Source organism: Clostridium sp. Marseille-QA1073, from assembly GCF_054863625.1.
In genome coordinates, this window is sequence record NZ_JBSVQM010000006.1 from 206834 (window position 1) to 224326 (window position 17493).

The 17493-nt window shown below is 25.8% G+C and carries 16 protein-coding genes; 6 read left to right on the forward strand and 10 right to left on the reverse strand.

The features are described from left to right. Nucleotides 1–199: 199 nt before the first annotated feature. Nucleotides 200–541, reverse strand: coding sequence for a single-stranded DNA-binding protein (locus ACY1IQ_RS07840; protein WP_461613421.1), 342 nt, complete (start codon nt 539–541; stop codon nt 200–202). A gap of 1236 nt (nt 542–1777) precedes the next feature. Further along, nucleotides 1778–3835 (reverse strand): PAS domain-containing sensor histidine kinase, encoded by a 2058-nt coding sequence (locus tag ACY1IQ_RS07845; protein WP_461613422.1) that lies wholly within the window; start codon nt 3833–3835, stop codon nt 1778–1780. A 248-nt stretch (nt 3836–4083) separates the two neighbouring features. On the opposite strand from ACY1IQ_RS07845, the gene ACY1IQ_RS07850 reads away from it, so the two are divergent. Continuing rightward, nucleotides 4084–5100, forward strand: a complete 1017-nt coding sequence (locus ACY1IQ_RS07850) for an LCP family protein (protein ID WP_461613423.1) — start codon at nt 4084–4086, stop codon at nt 5098–5100. Between the two features lie 179 nt (nt 5101–5279). On the opposite strand, the gene ACY1IQ_RS07855 is transcribed toward ACY1IQ_RS07850, so the two are convergent. The 4 genes from ACY1IQ_RS07855 to ACY1IQ_RS07870 form a co-directional block, all read right to left on the reverse strand. Then, nucleotides 5280–5465 carry a hypothetical protein gene (locus ACY1IQ_RS07855; protein ID WP_461613424.1) on the reverse strand — a complete coding sequence of 62 codons (186 nt, stop codon included), beginning with the start codon at nt 5463–5465 and terminating at the stop codon, nt 5280–5282. A gap of 76 nt (nt 5466–5541) precedes the next feature. After that, a complete protein-coding gene (gene galU / locus ACY1IQ_RS07860; RefSeq protein ID WP_461613425.1) occupies nt 5542–6408 on the reverse strand; it encodes a UTP--glucose-1-phosphate uridylyltransferase GalU in 867 nt (288 codons plus the stop codon). An 18-nt stretch (nt 6409–6426) separates the two neighbouring features. Further along, entirely contained in the window at nt 6427–7362 is a 936-nt protein-coding gene (locus tag ACY1IQ_RS07865; protein WP_461613426.1) for a type I phosphomannose isomerase catalytic subunit, read from the reverse strand. A gap of 238 nt (nt 7363–7600) precedes the next feature. Next, the gene (locus ACY1IQ_RS07870; RefSeq protein WP_461613427.1) at nt 7601–8437 is read right to left on the reverse strand and encodes a YihY/virulence factor BrkB family protein; all 837 of its coding nucleotides are present in this window, start codon (nt 8435–8437) and stop codon (nt 7601–7603) included. A gap of 492 nt (nt 8438–8929) precedes the next feature. Between ACY1IQ_RS07870 and ACY1IQ_RS07875 the strand changes: the two genes are divergently transcribed. From ACY1IQ_RS07875 to ACY1IQ_RS07890, 4 genes are all read left to right on the forward strand, one after another. After that, on the forward strand, nt 8930–9736 hold the full coding sequence (locus ACY1IQ_RS07875; RefSeq protein WP_461613428.1) for a nitrilase-related carbon-nitrogen hydrolase: 807 nt from the start codon (nt 8930–8932) through the stop codon (nt 9734–9736). 269 nt (nt 9737–10005) lie between these two features. Next, on the forward strand, nt 10006–11391 hold the full coding sequence (locus ACY1IQ_RS07880) for a radical SAM protein (protein ID WP_461613429.1): 1386 nt from the start codon (nt 10006–10008) through the stop codon (nt 11389–11391). A 602-nt stretch (nt 11392–11993) separates the two neighbouring features. Beyond that, complete coding sequence (locus ACY1IQ_RS07885) at nt 11994–12170, forward strand: HTH domain-containing protein (RefSeq protein WP_291567874.1); 177 nt, start codon at nt 11994–11996, stop codon at nt 12168–12170. 348 nt (nt 12171–12518) lie between these two features. Continuing rightward, nucleotides 12519–13514: a phage lytic cycle repressor MrpR family protein gene (locus ACY1IQ_RS07890; protein WP_461613430.1), complete on the forward strand. Its 996-nt coding sequence runs from the start codon at nt 12519–12521 to the stop codon at nt 13512–13514. A 178-nt stretch (nt 13515–13692) separates the two neighbouring features. Here ACY1IQ_RS07890 and ACY1IQ_RS07895 read toward each other — a convergent pair whose 3' ends face one another. From ACY1IQ_RS07895 to ACY1IQ_RS07905, 3 genes are read right to left on the reverse strand one after another with little or no spacing between them, the layout of a single operon-like run. Continuing rightward, nucleotides 13693–14667: a hypothetical protein gene (locus ACY1IQ_RS07895; protein WP_461613431.1), complete on the reverse strand. Its 975-nt coding sequence runs from the start codon at nt 14665–14667 to the stop codon at nt 13693–13695. Next, nucleotides 14657–15541, reverse strand: coding sequence for an ABC transporter ATP-binding protein (locus ACY1IQ_RS07900; protein WP_461613432.1), 885 nt, complete (start codon nt 15539–15541; stop codon nt 14657–14659). Before ACY1IQ_RS07900 ends, ACY1IQ_RS07895 begins: the two co-directional genes overlap by 11 nt. Continuing rightward, complete coding sequence (locus ACY1IQ_RS07905; RefSeq protein ID WP_461613433.1) at nt 15525–15923, reverse strand: GntR family transcriptional regulator; 399 nt, start codon at nt 15921–15923, stop codon at nt 15525–15527. The genes ACY1IQ_RS07900 and ACY1IQ_RS07905 overlap by 17 nt, the downstream gene beginning before the upstream one ends. A gap of 330 nt (nt 15924–16253) precedes the next feature. Between ACY1IQ_RS07905 and ACY1IQ_RS07910 the strand changes: the two genes are divergently transcribed. Then, nucleotides 16254–17111 carry a 4Fe-4S binding protein gene (locus tag ACY1IQ_RS07910; protein ID WP_461613434.1) on the forward strand — a complete coding sequence of 286 codons (858 nt, stop codon included), beginning with the start codon at nt 16254–16256 and terminating at the stop codon, nt 17109–17111. A 73-nt stretch (nt 17112–17184) separates the two neighbouring features. Here the strand turns inward: ACY1IQ_RS07910 and ACY1IQ_RS07915 are convergent, their stop codons facing one another. Beyond that, nucleotides 17185–17403: a hypothetical protein gene (locus tag ACY1IQ_RS07915; RefSeq protein ID WP_461613435.1), complete on the reverse strand. Its 219-nt coding sequence runs from the start codon at nt 17401–17403 to the stop codon at nt 17185–17187. Nucleotides 17404–17493: the final 90 nt, after the last annotated feature.

Genomic DNA, 17493 nt, shown 5'->3' on the forward strand with positions numbered 1-17493 from the left:
ATAACTAGTCAGTACTTATACTGATTAGTTATTTTATTTCATACAGTTTAAAAAGGCAGCAACAATATCGCTACCTTTTTAACTTATAGTTAACATGTTAAAGTATCTATTTCTGTAATTATTAAGGGTATTTTACAAAAAACTCTCCTATTTTATTAAATACTTATTATTTAATAAAAATTTAGTATTATTTTCATCTTTATCCTATATTTTCATTTTGTTTTTTGTAACTCATAAATTGGAACTCATCTGCAATAACTTCAGATATAAATTTTCTTTGTCCTTCATGATTTTCAAAAACTCTAGTTTGAAGTCTTCCAGTTACACTTATCATACTATTCTTATCTAAGTATTCGCAAACAATTTCAGCTTTTTTACCCCATAATACTATTGGGATAAAATCTACTTGTTTTTCTCCAGATGCAGTCTTATATGGTCTATCCACTGCTAGCATAATTCTAGTGAAAACCTTATTATTTTCATCCAGAGCTTTTATTTCTGGTTTTTTGGTTATTCTTCCAACTAAAACAATCCTATTCATAATTTCCCTCCAACTTATTTTAATACTAAATGAATTTTCATTAAGTATTCCTCATTTTTCTAAAATTATATCCATATTTTATCTTTATAAACATTATTTATATATTAATTAAAATAAATTTCCTCTCTAAAGTTTATAAAGATAATTTTTTTATTTTTTAACATTTACTTAATATAAAATATTAAATAAAGCTATATAGTTTGTACAAGGAATTTAAAACAAAATAACTAGCTAAAAGTAGAAGGGATATTTTACATCATATAAGAAAATATAATATATGAATAGGTGAAATTGTAAGCAAATATGCTGACATAATATTATGCAAAATAGACTAGTATGCATACTAGTTATTTTTTGAGATACCTAGGAAGCTACTTTAAGAATTAGATATGTATATCTCAACAAATTATCCCATTAAATTCTTAATTATATTGCAACTTGTTTTTTGCCAATAAAAAAACCTTCATCTAAGAAGGTTTTTTTATTCGTAACAAATATTTTATCATGTTCTTTTAAAGATTTATTAGGTATTATCTTTACAGTTAATTAGTTTTTAGAATCTCTATTAAGTATAAAGCTAAATTCACGCTTAACAATATGGGAAGAATTGCTAAATCATCTTATAAGATATTCTAAATATTTTAATACAAACAAGTTCCTTTATATTTTAAAAAGTATAGGGTTTTAATTATGGGTTTAACTTTGAACATATAACAATTTTTGAATTAGAATTTAAAGAACTTGTTTGTATTCCTATTTAGGGGGTAAACTTAGTGGTTATGGCGTACACTAAATTCACCTAGTTAATTCAGTTAATAATTAACTTCTTTAAGCATTAAGATAATCTCTATGGTTAAATTATATATGATAATGATTATCAACGTCAATACTTATTTGAAACTTTTTTTGAATTATTTATAGAATTTTTATTTAAACTATAGTCATGTGTTTATAATATAAAAATATTTTAATTAATACCTTTCTTAAATTCATAATTTACAATGCAAAATTTACAATTGCGGTTAAAATTGATTATTTTAAGAATTTAGTAAGAAGCTATGCTTTTTAACTATTTTCTAATAAAAATAATCAGTTTAAAAATTCTCATGCTTTCCTGAGAATTTACCATAATTGTCCACTGTCAATTTTTTAAGGTCGTGAATTAACATACCAAAGTATTAAGCTATATTCTGATATAAATTAAATTTTAGAGTAGTTTATCTATATATAATGTCTTTAACTATATATATCTGAAAACTCTATTTGAATTTTTTCTACGTTATAATCATGAGCACAATTATGCTCAATAAATTTAGGCTGTTTTTTAGATAATATATTTGGAAGTTCTACTATAAACTCACTACCATGACCTTCTTTACTTTTAACGGAAACTTGTCCACCGTGAGCTTCAACAATTGATTTTACTAATGATAATCCTATGCCACTTCCTTCATGATTTCTTGTAAATAATGGATCACTTTGAACAAACCTTTCAAATATACTCTCCTGCATTTCTTCTGAAATACCTATTCCATCATCTTTTACAGATATTTGGATAGTTTCTCCCTTATCATAAATATTTACCCATATATGTCCACATTCTTTAGAAAATTTAATAGCATTAGATAATAAATTCAATATAACTCTTTCCATATTTTCTCTATCTATTCCAATTATTTTTTCTTCTATATCTGTATCAAAAATTAAACTTAAGCCCTTGCTCTCAATATAATCTACTGTTGACATAGTAATATCTTCAACTACTTTTACTATATCATAGTTTCCAAAACCCATTTTTAAATATCCAACTTCTATTCTAGTAATGTCTATTAAGTTATTTATAAGCCTTAATAATCTATAACAATTTTGCTTCATTACAGATAAATATCTCTTAGTTGTTGATTCTTCTCCAACTAAACCGTTTTCCCTATGCTTATGCTGAAGTAATTGCACAACACTTAATATGATATTTAACGGTGTTTTTAATTCATGAGAAACATTAGCTATAAATTCTGTTTTAAGTCTATCATATTTTAAAGCTTGCTCTAGCTTATATTTATCTCTTTGTGCATTCTTTCTCTCTGTAACATCATAAACAACTATAATAGTAGACAAGCTGTCTTCGAATATAAAAGGTGATGCCCCTACTTCTACCTCTAATTCAGTTCCATCTGCTCTCATTAAACTTAATTGTCTAAATTCTATCTGCTTTAATTCATTAAATACATGGTCCCCCATTTCATACATTAAATGCTTATATTCCTCTGGTATGTATTTAGATGCATTACTATTTATCACGTCATTCATAGATTTTTCATTAAGCATATTTACAAGTGATTCATTAACAAACGTAATTTTTCCATTATTCAGAATAGCTACTCCATAAGGTAAAAATGCTAATAACCTTTTATAATATTCCTCATTTTTTATAAGCTTTTCTTCCATATGAACTCTTTTACTTATGTCTTTAGCTATTAACACACTAAATTCTTCATTATTTTCAAAGAAAGACATTGAAAATATATCTCCATATACCTCCTTGCCATCATAAGTCTTAAGCTTAACTTGTGATATCGGAAGTTGACTCTTTGAATGATTAAGTTCGGCAAAAATACTTTTATAATCCAATTTTAATGTCGAATCAAAGGTTATTAAGTCGTAAAATTTTTTACCTATTATCTCTTCCTCACTGTTTACATTTAAAAAGTGCTGTGCTTCTTTATTTGCAAAAATAATTTCTTCATCCTTTTTAATAATAATTATATTTGGAGAATATACTAAAATTTTTCTCATCATGTCGCAGTTTAGTGAGTTGCAACTTCTTCTTAAATTGTCTATCTCTTCTTTTCTTTTATAAATATGTTGAGGCTTTTCATCCTCCTTTATTACCTTATTTATAGAGTTTATGTATGTTTTACTATTATATTGTTCTTCTTCTATTGATGAAATTTTCTGCATAATTATTATAAAAGCACTTTCTTCATTGTACTTAATATTCCTAGATATAACGCTAAACTTTCCCTTTTCTCCTGATTTAAAGATTATATTTTTTGTGACCTTATTTAAAATATTGTTTTTTCTTAAGGTACCGTAATCTATAACTATTCCGTCACTACTATCAATAGTCATAACTTCATATAGCAACTGTTTTTCTATGTCTACAAAATTATTATATCCTATTAAGTTGCTAGCTATTGTATTGCAATATAAAAGCTTGTCATTCTCACCTAAAATTATTATAGCTTCTGATAAGAACTCAAATAACTCTATATCTTTGCTTTCTGTTAAAACCATATCCTCTCGGCCCCCACATAGTATTTAATTATATTACGACTATGAAATATCATATTTTTATAACATATTATATTTTACAATAAAATTAACAATGTACTTAGAAAAATTTTTATCTATTTTTCAACATTTTTTTCGCTGTTTATCGAAATTTGTATTATAATAATATTATTGATATTTAAAAAAATTAATTTTTAAATTCAAATTTGTAGTAATATAAAAATATAATAGTAAAAATAGGAGTTTATATTATGAAAAAAAATAAGAGTATTAAGAAAATAATATTTATAACTTTATCTGTTTTATTACTATGTTTAGGTGCAGTTTATGTCTATAGTTATTCATTATTAGATAAAATTAAAACGGTAGACTTTACTAATGATAAAAAAGAACTTGGAATAAATACTGAAAAAATTAAACCTAAAAATAGTGATGGCGATGATAACATTGATCATACTGAAGGTATTACTAATATAGCAGTATTTGGTATTGATAGTAGATCTACAGAAGATAAAGGTCGTTCAGATGCTATTATGATACTCACTGTAGATACAAAGCATAATAAGCTTAAGCTTACTTCTTTAATGAGAGATTCCTATGTGAACATAGAAAATCATGGATATGATAAATTAAATCATGCTTATGCTTATGGTGGACCATTATTAGCTATTAAAACTATCAATCAAAACTTTGGTACAGACATCTCAGATTATGTAGCAGTTAACTTTGAATCAGTAGTTGATGTAATAGATTATTTTGGAGGTATTGAACTTGAAGTAACACCTGAAGAAGCAGATCTAATAAATAAATATCAAAGTGACGCTTCTCAAATTACAGGTAAACAAATAGATCCTTTATATGGATCTGGAAAAGTTAAATTAAGTGGTATGCAAGCTTTATCTTATAGTAGAATTAGAGCCTTAGATGACGGAGATTTTTCCAGAACGCAAAGACAAAGAAAAGTTTTAGAAACCACTTTAAATGAAGCATTAAAATCTGATGTAACACAACTTCCAAAAACTATCTCTAGTATTGCACCCATGCTTACTACAAGCTTAACAAAAACAGAAATGATGTCTTTAGGAACTTCTGTACTTAAATCTGGAATAGCCCTAGAGCAACAGCGCTTCCCAGTAGATGGATATTGCAAATCTGAGATTATTGATGATGTATGGTATTTAAAATTTGATGAAGAAGAAACTGTAAATCAAATGATTGATTACTTATTCTTTGATATAACGCCAAAACCTAAGGATCCATTATTCTAAAAAAGTGCGACAATCTGTCGCACTTTTTTTAAACTAATTGTTTAATTTTCTTTTCAATTAATAAAACCGCAACTTTTAGCTACGGTTTTATTAATATATAATTACGCAAATATTAAATTGTTATTATTAACACTTTAATACAATTTTAAACTTTTAGTCCTAATGATAATTACCTATTATCAGTTAACTGTTGACAATGTATCAACTTTTTTATGTTGACATCTTTTACAGACTTTTATTTTACTTCCGTCTTCTAAAGTTATATCATATAAAACTTTTATCCTTTCAGCTTTGCATATAGGACAAGTCCCTCTACCTCTAGAAGGTAATTTCCATAATGCTTTTCCACGATATTGTTTTCCCATTTTAACTCCCCCACTTTACTTTTATAGTTTATTTTCTTTTCTATAAAATATTATTGCTTATGGGGTAATTTTATGACTATGATTTAACTATAGTTTTTAAATAATCCATAAAATTTTCTCTTAAATCTTCTCTTTTTAGTGCATATTCTACTGTAGCTTGTAAAAATCCTAACTTATCACCTACATCATACCTTCTTCCTTCAAAAATATAGGCATACATATCTTCTTTAGATATAAGAGTTTTTAACGCATCTGTTAGCTGAATCTCTCCACCCTTACCTGGTTTTGTATTTTCTAAGATTTCAAATATAGTTGGATTTATTATATATCTTCCCAATATAGCTACATTAGAAGGTGCTTCCTCCACTTTAGGTTTTTCAATTAAATCCTCTACTTTATAAAGCCTATCAGAAAGCTGCATTCCTTTAACTATACCATACTTATTAGTATCTTTTTTATCTACTTGTTGTACTCCTAATATTGTACAATTATATTTTTCATATTCATCTATAAGCTGCTTTAAGCAAGGAGTTTTACTCTCTACTACATCATCTCCCAAAAGCACTGCAAAAGGCTCATTCTTAGCAAAGATTTTAGCACATAAAATGGCATGACCTAACCCCTTAGGTTCCTTTTGCCTTACATAATGTATGTTTACTAAATTTGTTATATCATTTACTAATTTTAACAAATCTTCTTTACCACTATTTTTTAAATTTAACTCTAACTCAACAGCTCTATCAAAGTGGTCTTCAATAGACTTTTTATTGTGTCCTGTTATTATAAGTATTTCTTCAATTCCAGCTTCTACTGCTTCCTCTATAATATATTGAATTGTAGGTTTATCAACTATAGGTAACATTTCTTTGGGCATTGCCTTAGTTGCAGGTAAAAACCTAGTTCCTAATCCTGCTGCTGGAATAATCGCTTTTTTAACTTTCATATATAACTCCTCCTAAATCTATACGTTCATGATTATTTTAAGAATTGTTAAATTACCACTTATATAGTATTTCCCTAAAGTAGCTGGTATTAATACAATTTCTCCACAATTCAGCCACTCTTCATTATTATTATAAGCTACAATACCTTTTCCTTCTATACAAATGTATACATAAAAGCTTTCTTCACAGCTTTCCTCTTCTAAAATATTATTTATTTCATATTTCTCCACAGAAAAATATTCCATATTCTCATAATTAATTTTATTATATCCTTTAAAATTTTCTTTGCTTTCCTTTAACCGTTCTCCTACTATATCTAAGTTTATTACATCTAAAGCCTTATTTATATGAATTTCTCTTCCTCTATTATAATCATAAACTCTATATGTTACATCACTACTTTGCTGAATTTCCACTAGTACTATACCATTTCCTATGGCATGGAGTAATCCAGCACTAACATAATAAGCCTCTCCTTCTTTTACTTTAATTACATTTAAATATTTTTCCAAATCTCCACTAATTATTCCACTTTTAAATTCCTCTTTACTACAAGATTTATTTCCAAGAATTATATTAGAATTTTCTTCTGCTTTAAGTATATACCACAACTCTGACTTACCATTTTCATTTTCTACAGCTCTAGCATATTCATTGTTAGGATGTACTTGTATAGATAAATTCTCCTCTGCACTTATAAATTTTATAAGTATAGGAAAACTCTCTAAATCTATATTTCGTCCTAACAACTTTTCTCCTTCAATTTCTATGACTTCTTTTAAAGTTTTTCCTTTATAAATTCCATTTTCTATTATACTTAATCCATTTTTATGACAAGATAATTCCCAACTTTCTCCTATATTTCCTCTAGGAAGATCTTTTTTAAACTTTTCCAGGCCACGTCCTCCCCATATCTTTTCAAAGTAAACAGGCTTAAATTTTAATGGATACATGCCCTCCCCCTTATAAATTGCTTACAACTATAAAACTAGCCTAAAGATTTTATTATGAGCACAATAATTGTGGATATTTATTAATAATATATAAAATCTTAATTTTTCACTCCTCATTCATATGATTTTTTTACTATCATTGTATGTTAATTTTAGTGTCTTTCAATAATTTAAATAGGCTATCAAATCATATGATTTGATAGCCTATTAATAATATATTCCCTTATAAAATATAAAATTACTTGATAGATAGTTTTCTTTTTAGTTCTTTTTCATGACTTAAAATAGCATTTAACTCCCCACCTAATAAAATTATTATAGAAGTTATATAAAGCCATATCATTAAAACTATAATAACCCCTATACTACCATAAATAGCTGAATAGTTATTAAAGTTGTTTACATAGTAGGAAAATCCTAAACTTGAAATTATCCATCCTATAGTAGTAAAAATTGCTCCTGGCAAAACTTCTATCCATTTTAGTTTTCTGCAAGGAATAAAATGGTATATAGCTGCAAAAACAAATGTCATAGATACTAATGAAAATGGATATCTGAGCAAGTGGACATAATTAAATAAGGCTAATTCTATGCCTAGCCACTTCTTAATTGCATCACTTATCATTTGACCAAAAACTAAAAAGCTCAATATAAATATAATTACAAATACTAGTCCAATCATAAAGATTACTGAGATCAAAAGTATTTTAAAATAACTTCTAGTTTCTTTTTCCTCATAAGCTCTATTAAGCCCATATATTATAGCCCTAAAAGCTCTAGATGCAGTATATAGAGTAAATATAAGTGAAAAAGATAATAATTCACTATTTCTTGTTAGTAATACTTGTTTTACTGTATTTTCAACCAATACATATGCCTCTGTAGGCATTATGGTCTGAAGTGCCACTAAAACATTATTAGCATCAAGTGAGCTATGTCCTAAAAGTGTTAGTAAAAATATTAAAAAGGGAAAAAAGGAAAGTAGCATATCGTAAGCTAATTGAGAAGCTAAAGCTGATACATTATGCTGCTTATACTTTAAAATCATTTTGATTACATAATTAGTTATACACATAACACACTCCTTATCTAGAAAAGCTACCTAAAAACCATTAAATAAATTAAGTCCTTATAATATAATGATACTATAATATATTTTTATTATAACATTCTTAAATTATTCTTATAGTATAATATAGACATTTTTATAATACCCTTGGATAGAATAGGCTGGTAACTTATAGATAAACTACCTAAAAGTTAATTTATAACTAGTTAACTATGCCATTAAATATTTCAATTGACACGTTAGAATAATTCACAATTCACAGTTCACAATGCACAATTAATGATGAAATTATTTTTAAACAAAATAATTTCTTTAAATAGATTTTTTTCACTAGCAATACAATTGCTAGTTCTTCTACGAAAGAAGTTACTCTGTAACTTTTTTAAAAAATCAATTCAAAATTTCTCAGTGATAACTGAGAAATGTCCACAATTGTGAATTGTGCATTATGCATTGTGAATTGAATAAGGTTGTTAATTTTTAAAGGGAGAGATTTATATGAGGTTAGCCTTAGCACAAATTGGTATGGCTTGGGAAGAAAAAGAAGAAAATTTAATATTATGTGAAACTTTTATAGCTGAAGGAAAAACCAAATCTGTAGACTTAATTCTTTTTCCTGAAATGACTTTGACAGGTTTTACAATGAATACAGAAAAATTAGGAGAAGATGATAACTTCTCTGTGGAAAAAATGAAATTTTTTGCAAAAAAATACAATATAGCCATTGGTTTTGGTCATATTGAGAAAATATTATTGGACAATAAAGTTATGGGAAAAAATATTTATTCAATAATTTCAAGCAATGGTGAAGTATTAACCAGTTATAGTAAAATTCATCCTTTCTCTTTTGGTGAGGAAAATTTTCATTATATAAGTGGTGAAAAAATAAATACATGTAATATAAATAATATAACTATTTCACCTTTTATTTGCTATGATTTAAGATTTCCTGAAATTTTTCAAATAGCATCTAAAAATTCCCACCTAATCACAGTAGCAGCTAATTGGCCCGAAAAGCGAATAGAACATTTTAAAATATTACTTAAAGCAAGAGCTATTGAAACTCAATGTTATATTGTAGGAGTAAATCGTGTAGGAGAAGGAAATGGAGTAAGCTATAATGGTTGGTCTATGATAGTAGATCCCCTTGGAAGAGAGTTATGTAGTCTTAAGGACATAGAAGGATTGTTAATAGGAGAAATCGATAAAAAATTGGTTAATGAAGTAAGAGAAAATTTTAAATTAAAAAGCGATAGAAAAGAAGAACTATACTATAAATTATTTAAAGATACCCTAAAAGATTAAGTATAAGAATTTAAAATGAAGAATTGAGCTGAAAATCAATTCTTCATTTTTATTTTCTATAAGTATTTAGTATTAGATTTATATAATATATTAAAAATATTATTACTAATTATTCTTACATCTCAATCATATACTTAATACTAAGTACAAGTTAGTATTTAAAAATGACCTTGAGTCATAAACGTTAGTATTTGCTTAAATTATAGTTATACATATTTAATCCAATACTTTCAAAAATAATAATATTATTTCCTTAGGGGGTATATGTAATGGAATTTAAGGATAATTTTGAAAGAAAAGCAAAGGAAACAGTTTGTAAAACTGCCATAAAACTATTAGATAAAAATCCTGAAAAAAATATTGATAAACTATTTGGTATAGTTAAAAAAGCAGCTAGAGACGAATTTAGTAAAAAAATAGTAGACGATGTTTATGATATGTATTCAACTTCTCCACAAATTCAAGAATTTATGATAGATATTTTAAAAAATACTAATAAAAACTGTTTAAAAAAATTCTTCACTAATATGGTAGGAAATGCTCTTTGGTATGGTGTTCCTAAAAGAGAATCTTTAGGTGAAGATAACAATACTAAAATTCCTTTTACAATTTTAATTAGTCCTTCTATGAGATGTAATTTAAAGTGTACAGGTTGTTATGCTGCTAATTACAGTAAAAAAGATGATATTCCTTTTGAAGAAGTTGATAGACTAATCAAAGAAGCTAGAGATCTTGGAATATATTATATAGTTGTTCTAGGTGGTGAACCTTTCTTCAATGAATATATGATAGATATTTATAGAAAATATAATGATATGTATTTTATGCCATTTACAAATGGAAGCTTATTTAATGAAAAACTAGTAGATACACTTGCTGAACTTGGAAATGTTATGCCTATGCTTTCTCTTGAAGGAGATAGAGCTAGTACCGATAGTAGAAGAGGCATTGGAACCTTTAATTCCGTAATGAAGGGTATGGATTTATTAAAAGAAAAAGGTATACCTTTTGGTGCTTCTGCAGCTACAGCTAACAATAATATAGATTCTGTTACTTCAGAAGAATTTATAGATATGCTTATAGAAAAAGACACTAGAATGATATGGTATTTTATGTTCATGCCTATAGGTGATAATCCACTAAATGATATGAAGTATATGCTCTCTCCGGAGCAGAGATTAAAGCTTGGTGAAAGAACTAGAAATATAAGAGGCAATAAAAAAATATTCCCTATTGACTTCTTCAATGATGCGCCTTATGTAGGTGGATGTATTGCTGGTAAGTTTTACTGTCATATAAACTCTAAAGAAGATTTAGAACCTTGTATATTCTCTCACTTTGCCACAGAAAATGTAAAGGATAAACCCCTGCTACAAGCACTTAAAAATGATTACTTTAAAGAGCTTAGAAGAAGACATCCTTATAATAAAAATTTATTATTACCTTGTCCTATGATAGACAATCCTAAAGAAATTAGAGAAATTGTAGCTTTAACTGGTGCTAAACCTACTCATCCTAGTGCAGAAATGATGATTAAAGATAGTGAGTTTATAAGCAAACTGGATAAATTAGCAGAAGAATTTGAGCCATATGCAAATAAGGCTTTTAAAGAAGAATTTAATAACACTGGAAATTATGATATGTCTAAAGGCTAATACTGTATCTTTCATATACTATAGAAACATAGAGCTTGAAAAGCTAATGCATAAATGAGTATAACTATTTCTTTGAGCATTTCAATTCATAAATTAAAACGATGCATAACTTAAAATAATAGAAAGTTGATAATTGTGGTTGAAATTGGTTTTAATTAAACTAATTTCTTTAATTGATTTTCTTATGGCAATATAATTGTTAGTTTTTATTATAAAATTTATTGCATAACTTTAAAAAGAAATCAATTGAAAACTTCTCCAATTAAGGAGAAGTTCCCACAATTGTAAATTGTGAAATATATATCTTAAATTGAGTAATATTAATAAAAATACTAAAAAGTATTAAACATTTTTATGTATATATCAATCTAAATCTATATCTATGCCAATTATAAAAAATTTATAAACCATTTTAATTTTTATAATTAATGCTTTATTAATTTTAAAAAATCTTACAATCTATTTATAATTTAATTACACCAAAATTCTATGAAATTTATTACATTCTATCAAAATAATATTGATATTGTAAAAATCCATGCTATAATATAACTATCAAAATGATTATTAAATAATAATTGTTATTGTTTGGAGGTTTATATATGGATATTTTAGAAAAAGTTTTAGAAACTTTAAAAACTAATGGAGAACCTATGAAATCTGGAGAAATTGCAGAAAAAGCTGGAATAGACAAAAAAGACGTTGATAAAGCAATAAAAAAATTAAAAGATGAAGAGAAAATAGAATCTCCAAAGAGATGCTATTATGCAGCTAAGTAGCTGTAATCTACAATTTTATTTTAGTTGACTGATAATATTTCTGTGTTATCAGTCTTTTTTATTTACTATCAATTACATTATTAGCTTTTATTATAAGCATAACAAGTTAGTCTGTAACCAAAAAAATTTTAATTCAGAAATTTTCTCATTAAGGAAAAGTTTTTATAATTATGAGCTGTACATTTTACATTGAATAAATGATAATTGAAAATTGAAAAAACATCCAATATTTTTATGTATTTATTAAATTCAAATTTAGTATATAGAATACTCCTTTATTATAATGTATAATTGATTATAATTTGGTTTACATATAATTGGCAACATAATGAAAGGGGTATTGTATGGATGACCAGTTTAAAAAATAATTTAAAATACGCAAATAGTAATTTTAAAGAACATTTTATTGCTGAAATTGAAAAAAAATATAGTAATACTATGAAACTCCAGTACATTAATATATTTAAAAATGTACTAGAGCTTGAAGAACGTATATTTAAAAAAGATTTATATGACTTTACTAAAGATGAAATTAAAAATGCACTAAAAAATTTTAATGCAAAAACTTATAATTCTATTACTTCTAAATACAGTCTTATAAAAAAATACATACAATATGCAGAAGAGATGAACATAAAAAAAAGTGTTATGAATTTTTCAATTAAAGCAGATGAAATTAGAGGCCTTATATCTAGTGAAGCCTTAAAAAATAGATATTGTACACGAAATGAATTGAAAAAAGTTCTATCTGAAAAACTAATTAATGGAAGTGATAAAGCAATATTTATTTTATTATTTGAAGGGGTTATGGGAAAAGAATATTCTGAATTACTTACATTAAAAACTCATCAAATTGATTTAGATAATAAAATAATTAATCTAAAAAATAAAATTATTAATATCTCTAATTATACTAAAGATATCATTTTCCAAACTATAAATGAAGATGTATACTATAAGTATCTTGGAGATATTTGCAGCACAAATGAAAGTTATACTTTAGATATAAATAGTCCATATTTAATACGATTAAGACCTAAAAAAAATCAACTTGCTCCTCAGCCAATGAAAGTTGCAGGATTAAAACGTAGATTAGATGTATTGAAAGATATAATGGAAAAGCCTTTACTTACAGGACGTACTATTTATTTAAGCGGTCTAGCAGAAAGAATAGTAAAACATGAAATAACTATAAATAGAAAATTAAATACCAGAGAAATAAGAGAGTTCTTAAGTGATAATAATGAGACCGTTGAAACCGGTGATATGTTACGTATTTTAAAACTAATGAGAGAAAAGATTTTAAAGGATCTAGATCATAAAATGGAAATATCATTTTATTAAGACATATGAATTCATCTATTAATACCTCATTAAAATTAAATATATAGCTAAGAGGAAGACCTAAGAGGGAGACTTTCCCTCTTTCATTTTTTTATTTTTCAACTACTTCTTAGTCCAGAAAAATAAATTTCTAATTTCTTCTCCTAAGAAAAGAAATTAGAAATTGTTATTATATAAACTATTTATTATTATATCTATTTATTAGTCTTCCCTGAATTCTATAAGAAATTGGTAATAGGATTACTCCTATTAGATTTATTACAAGTTTATTGCTTTCTGTTAGAAGATTGATGTAACTTCCTTTACCTTTACTTGCTGTTAGTATCATAGCTATAATGGTCATAGCTACAATAGATATAAAAATTCCTATACAAAGCTTAAATACTACTTCACTAAACTTAACAGTAAATGCCTTATCGTAATCTTCTATAGTATTATTCTTAAATAACCATATAATTGCTATCCACATTGCTATAATAATTAATAATAAACATATAATATTTAATGAAAATTTATTTGATGGACCTTTCAACATTAATAGTTCTATAAACCTTAATGGTTGAATAAGTAAATATTCAAATATTTCACTTATAAACTTTACTTTATTATAAAGCAAATCTGAAAGCATTATTGGAGTAATTGCACTATATGGCACCCATACAAAACTTAAAATTAAAGCTAAAATACTATTTCCAACTAAACCCTGAAATAATAATGCCATAGTTACTACTATAAAAGCTAGACTTAGCTGAGATAAAAGAAATAAATTTATATCATGAAATGTTATATTAATTGCTTTATATTTTTCCACATCATTAAAATATGTTAATAATCTTATAGCATAATCAAATATTAAAGGTATCCATATAGCAGTTAATACTGCTATAATCTTAGTTATTAATATTTTAAGCTTTGATGTAGGAAGGCCTGACAGAAATCTCATATTTTTAAATTTGTCCCATCCAAAAGCTGCTGCTATCATAGCTATATATATTGCTGCTAAAGGTATTATCATTGGTTGGCTTATTATATTTTTATAATGATTATTTGAAGAAAATGACCTTGGAGCAATAATTAAAATAATCATTGAATATATAGTTAAAGCTTTAATATCCTGAAAATATATTGCTTTATTGAAATATTTATTTATCAAGACCTTCACCTCCCATGGTATCTATAAATAATTCCTCAAGACCTAAGCTTACTTCTTCAATATAAGTAGCTCCACAATTATTCAGTCTTTGTTCTAATTCTTTAGTATAGTTTTTAACAACTATACTATGAACTCTCCCCATTCTTTTTATCTTAATTACTTCATTCCATGATTCTAAATCTAAAAGTGCATCTTCTTTAAACATAACTTGAAGCTTTTTAATATTTTCCTTCATATTATCTAAGGAACTTGTATATTTAATTTCTCCTTTATTAATTATAGCTATTGAATCACAAATTCTCTCTAATTCATCTAGATTATGAGATGTAATTAAAATCGTAGTATTTCTTTCTGCTACTTCCTCTAGAATTAAATTTATAAACTGATTTTTTATTAATGGATCTAATCCTATAGTAGGCTCATCTAAAATCATTATCTTAGGCATTATACTAAGACCCATCATAATAAAGAAAATTTTTTTCATTCCTCTAGAAAGCTTTGAAATTCTATATTTTTCATCTATAGTAAATATATCATTTAAAGTGTTAAACCTTTCCTTATTAAAATTTTTATAAGCTCTTGAATAAAAGCTTATAACATCTTTTACTTTATAGTTAGAAAAAACACTATTTTCATCTTCCACGAAAGCTATTTCTTCTTTCATATTAATGTTCTCATAAATATGTTCTCCCATTATCTTTATACTCCCACTATCTACTTTATAAGCTCCTACTATAGTGTTAATTAAAGTGGTCTTTCCTGAACCATTAGGACCTATAATTCCAAATATACTTCCCCTGTCAATCTTCAAATTTATATTTTTTAAAATTTTTTTATTGCCAAGATTCTTATACAAGTTATTTATTTCTATCATTTAAATCCCCCCTAAATTCGTCATAAATATTTTCTAGCATATCAATTACTGCTTCTTTATCCATTCCCATATAGTGAGCTTCTAGTATAGTCTTTTTTAAATTCTCTTTAATTATTTTTATTTTATCTTCATCTATTTTAGGTTTGTAGCTTAAAGATACATATGTTCCTTTACCTCTTATAGTTTCTATTATCTTTTCTCTTTCAAGTTCTGAATAAGCTTTACTTACTGTGTTGGGATTAGTGGTAATCATTGAGGCCATTTCTCTTACTGAAGGTAATTTATCTCCTGGTTTAAGAATACTTTTAAATATATTTTCTTTAACTCCATTCACTATTTGCTCATAAATAGGAATATTACTTCTACTATCTATATTTATCAATATTTCACCACCCTTCTGTATTAACTGTATTATATCAACTAGTACACTTAATACATTTATAATATTATTAATATAACCTCTTGTCAATATAAATTTTTATTATACAAGCATAAATTATATTAAGAGTTTGTTACATTTATTAAATAAATTAAATATGTTAAAATAAATATAGATATTAATTTTAAGTTTATGGGTTTATATTATTGTGTAAATATAAATTTTATATTTTTTCTATTATATTGAGGCTATAAATTTACCTAAGAAACTTAAATTTAATTAATCTTTAGTATTAAATTTATTTTTTATATTACGTAAAAGGATGGGTTTTTTATGGATATCAAGGTTTCTACTGAAGAAAAAGCAGTATTAAAATCACAAGCTATTCTAGCTCAAAAGCAAGAAGGATATTATTCAATTAGAATATTAAGTGAAGCAGGTAATTTTACTTCTGATCAGCTATCAGCACTATCAAAAATTTCTTCAAAATATGGAAAAGGATATTTAGGGTTAACTACAAGGTTATGTGTTGAAATTCCATACATAAAATATGAAGATATAGAAGCTGTAAAAAAAGAACTTGCAGAAAATAACCTAATAAATGGAGGTACTGGCAAGAAAGTAAGGCCAATTACAGCATGTAAAGGTACAGTATGTGTTCATGGACTTTTAGATACACAAGGTTTAGCTTCTAATATACATAATGAATACTTTGGAAGAGAACTGCCTGCAAAATTTAAAATAGGAGTTGTAGGATGTCCTAATAATTGTGGTAAGGCGCAATTAAATGACATAGGAATAATACCTCATGTTGATATTGAAATTAATGAAAATAACTGTGTACTGTGTGGAAAATGTATTAAAGTATGCAAAGAAGGTGCTTTAGTAAAGGAAAATAAAAAATTAGTTTATAAAGAAGACCTTTGTGTACACTGTGGTAAATGTGCAACCGCCTGTGGACTTGGAGCTATTAAAAAGAAATCTGAAGGGGTAAAGCTATACCTAGGGGGAAGATTTGGCAGAAGAGCTAAAATGGGTGAACCATTGAATAAATTATTTAAGGAAGAAGAAATACTTCCAATGTTAGATAAAATTATGATTTACTACAATGAAAATGCCAATCCACTCGAAAGACTTTCTGCAATGATAGAGAGAATAGGATTTGAAGAAGTAGAAAAAAATTTATTATAGAAATTTAGAATTTTTGTTTTATATAAAATTAAAATAATTAAAAACTCCAAGAAAAATTTCTTGGAGTTTTTAATTACTGTAATTGATCCATTTGATTTTCTCTATTATCTTGTTTTTTCTTTATATTTGATAATGCAGAATCATCCATACGTTCTTTATTATGTTCTATATATTTATTTGTTTTCTCGTAGTTTGCCTTTAAATTTTTTAATTGCTCTTCAGTAGAGAGATTATTATCATAAGATATTTCACTTTCTAAATCATTTATCCTATTTTTAGTTTCATTTTTCATTGCTTTACACTCCTATTTCTTTAATAAATTTCGTTCTTTATTATTTTGTGATTTTCAATAGTAAAAATACTATTAAATTAATGGTTATAG

Excerpts from the sequence above, each read along its gene's own strand:
- ACY1IQ_RS07840 (WP_461613421.1), bottom strand. The coding sequence starts at position 541 with ATGAATAGGATTGTTTTAGTTGGAAGAATAACCAAAAAACCAGAAATA.
- ACY1IQ_RS07845 (WP_461613422.1), bottom strand. The coding sequence starts at position 3,835 with ATGGTTTTAACAGAAAGCAAAGATATAGAGTTATTTGAGTTCTTATCA.
- ACY1IQ_RS07850 (WP_461613423.1), top strand. The coding sequence starts at position 4,084 with ATGAAAAAAAATAAGAGTATTAAGAAAATAATATTTATAACTTTATCT.
- ACY1IQ_RS07855 (WP_461613424.1), bottom strand. The coding sequence starts at position 5,465 with ATGGGAAAACAATATCGTGGAAAAGCATTATGGAAATTACCTTCTAGA.
- galU (WP_461613425.1), bottom strand. The coding sequence starts at position 6,408 with ATGAAAGTTAAAAAAGCGATTATTCCAGCAGCAGGATTAGGAACTAGG.
- ACY1IQ_RS07865 (WP_461613426.1), bottom strand. The coding sequence starts at position 7,362 with ATGTATCCATTAAAATTTAAGCCTGTTTACTTTGAAAAGATATGGGGA.
- ACY1IQ_RS07870 (WP_461613427.1), bottom strand. The coding sequence starts at position 8,437 with ATGTGTATAACTAATTATGTAATCAAAATGATTTTAAAGTATAAGCAG.
- ACY1IQ_RS07875 (WP_461613428.1), top strand. The coding sequence starts at position 8,930 with ATGAGGTTAGCCTTAGCACAAATTGGTATGGCTTGGGAAGAAAAAGAA.
- ACY1IQ_RS07880 (WP_461613429.1), top strand. The coding sequence starts at position 10,006 with ATGGAATTTAAGGATAATTTTGAAAGAAAAGCAAAGGAAACAGTTTGT.
- ACY1IQ_RS07885 (WP_291567874.1), top strand. The coding sequence starts at position 11,994 with ATGGATATTTTAGAAAAAGTTTTAGAAACTTTAAAAACTAATGGAGAA.
- ACY1IQ_RS07890 (WP_461613430.1), top strand. The coding sequence starts at position 12,519 with ATGACCAGTTTAAAAAATAATTTAAAATACGCAAATAGTAATTTTAAA.
- ACY1IQ_RS07900 (WP_461613432.1), bottom strand. The coding sequence starts at position 15,541 with ATGATAGAAATAAATAACTTGTATAAGAATCTTGGCAATAAAAAAATT.
- ACY1IQ_RS07910 (WP_461613434.1), top strand. The coding sequence starts at position 16,254 with ATGGATATCAAGGTTTCTACTGAAGAAAAAGCAGTATTAAAATCACAA.
- ACY1IQ_RS07915 (WP_461613435.1), bottom strand. The coding sequence starts at position 17,403 with ATGAAAAATGAAACTAAAAATAGGATAAATGATTTAGAAAGTGAAATA.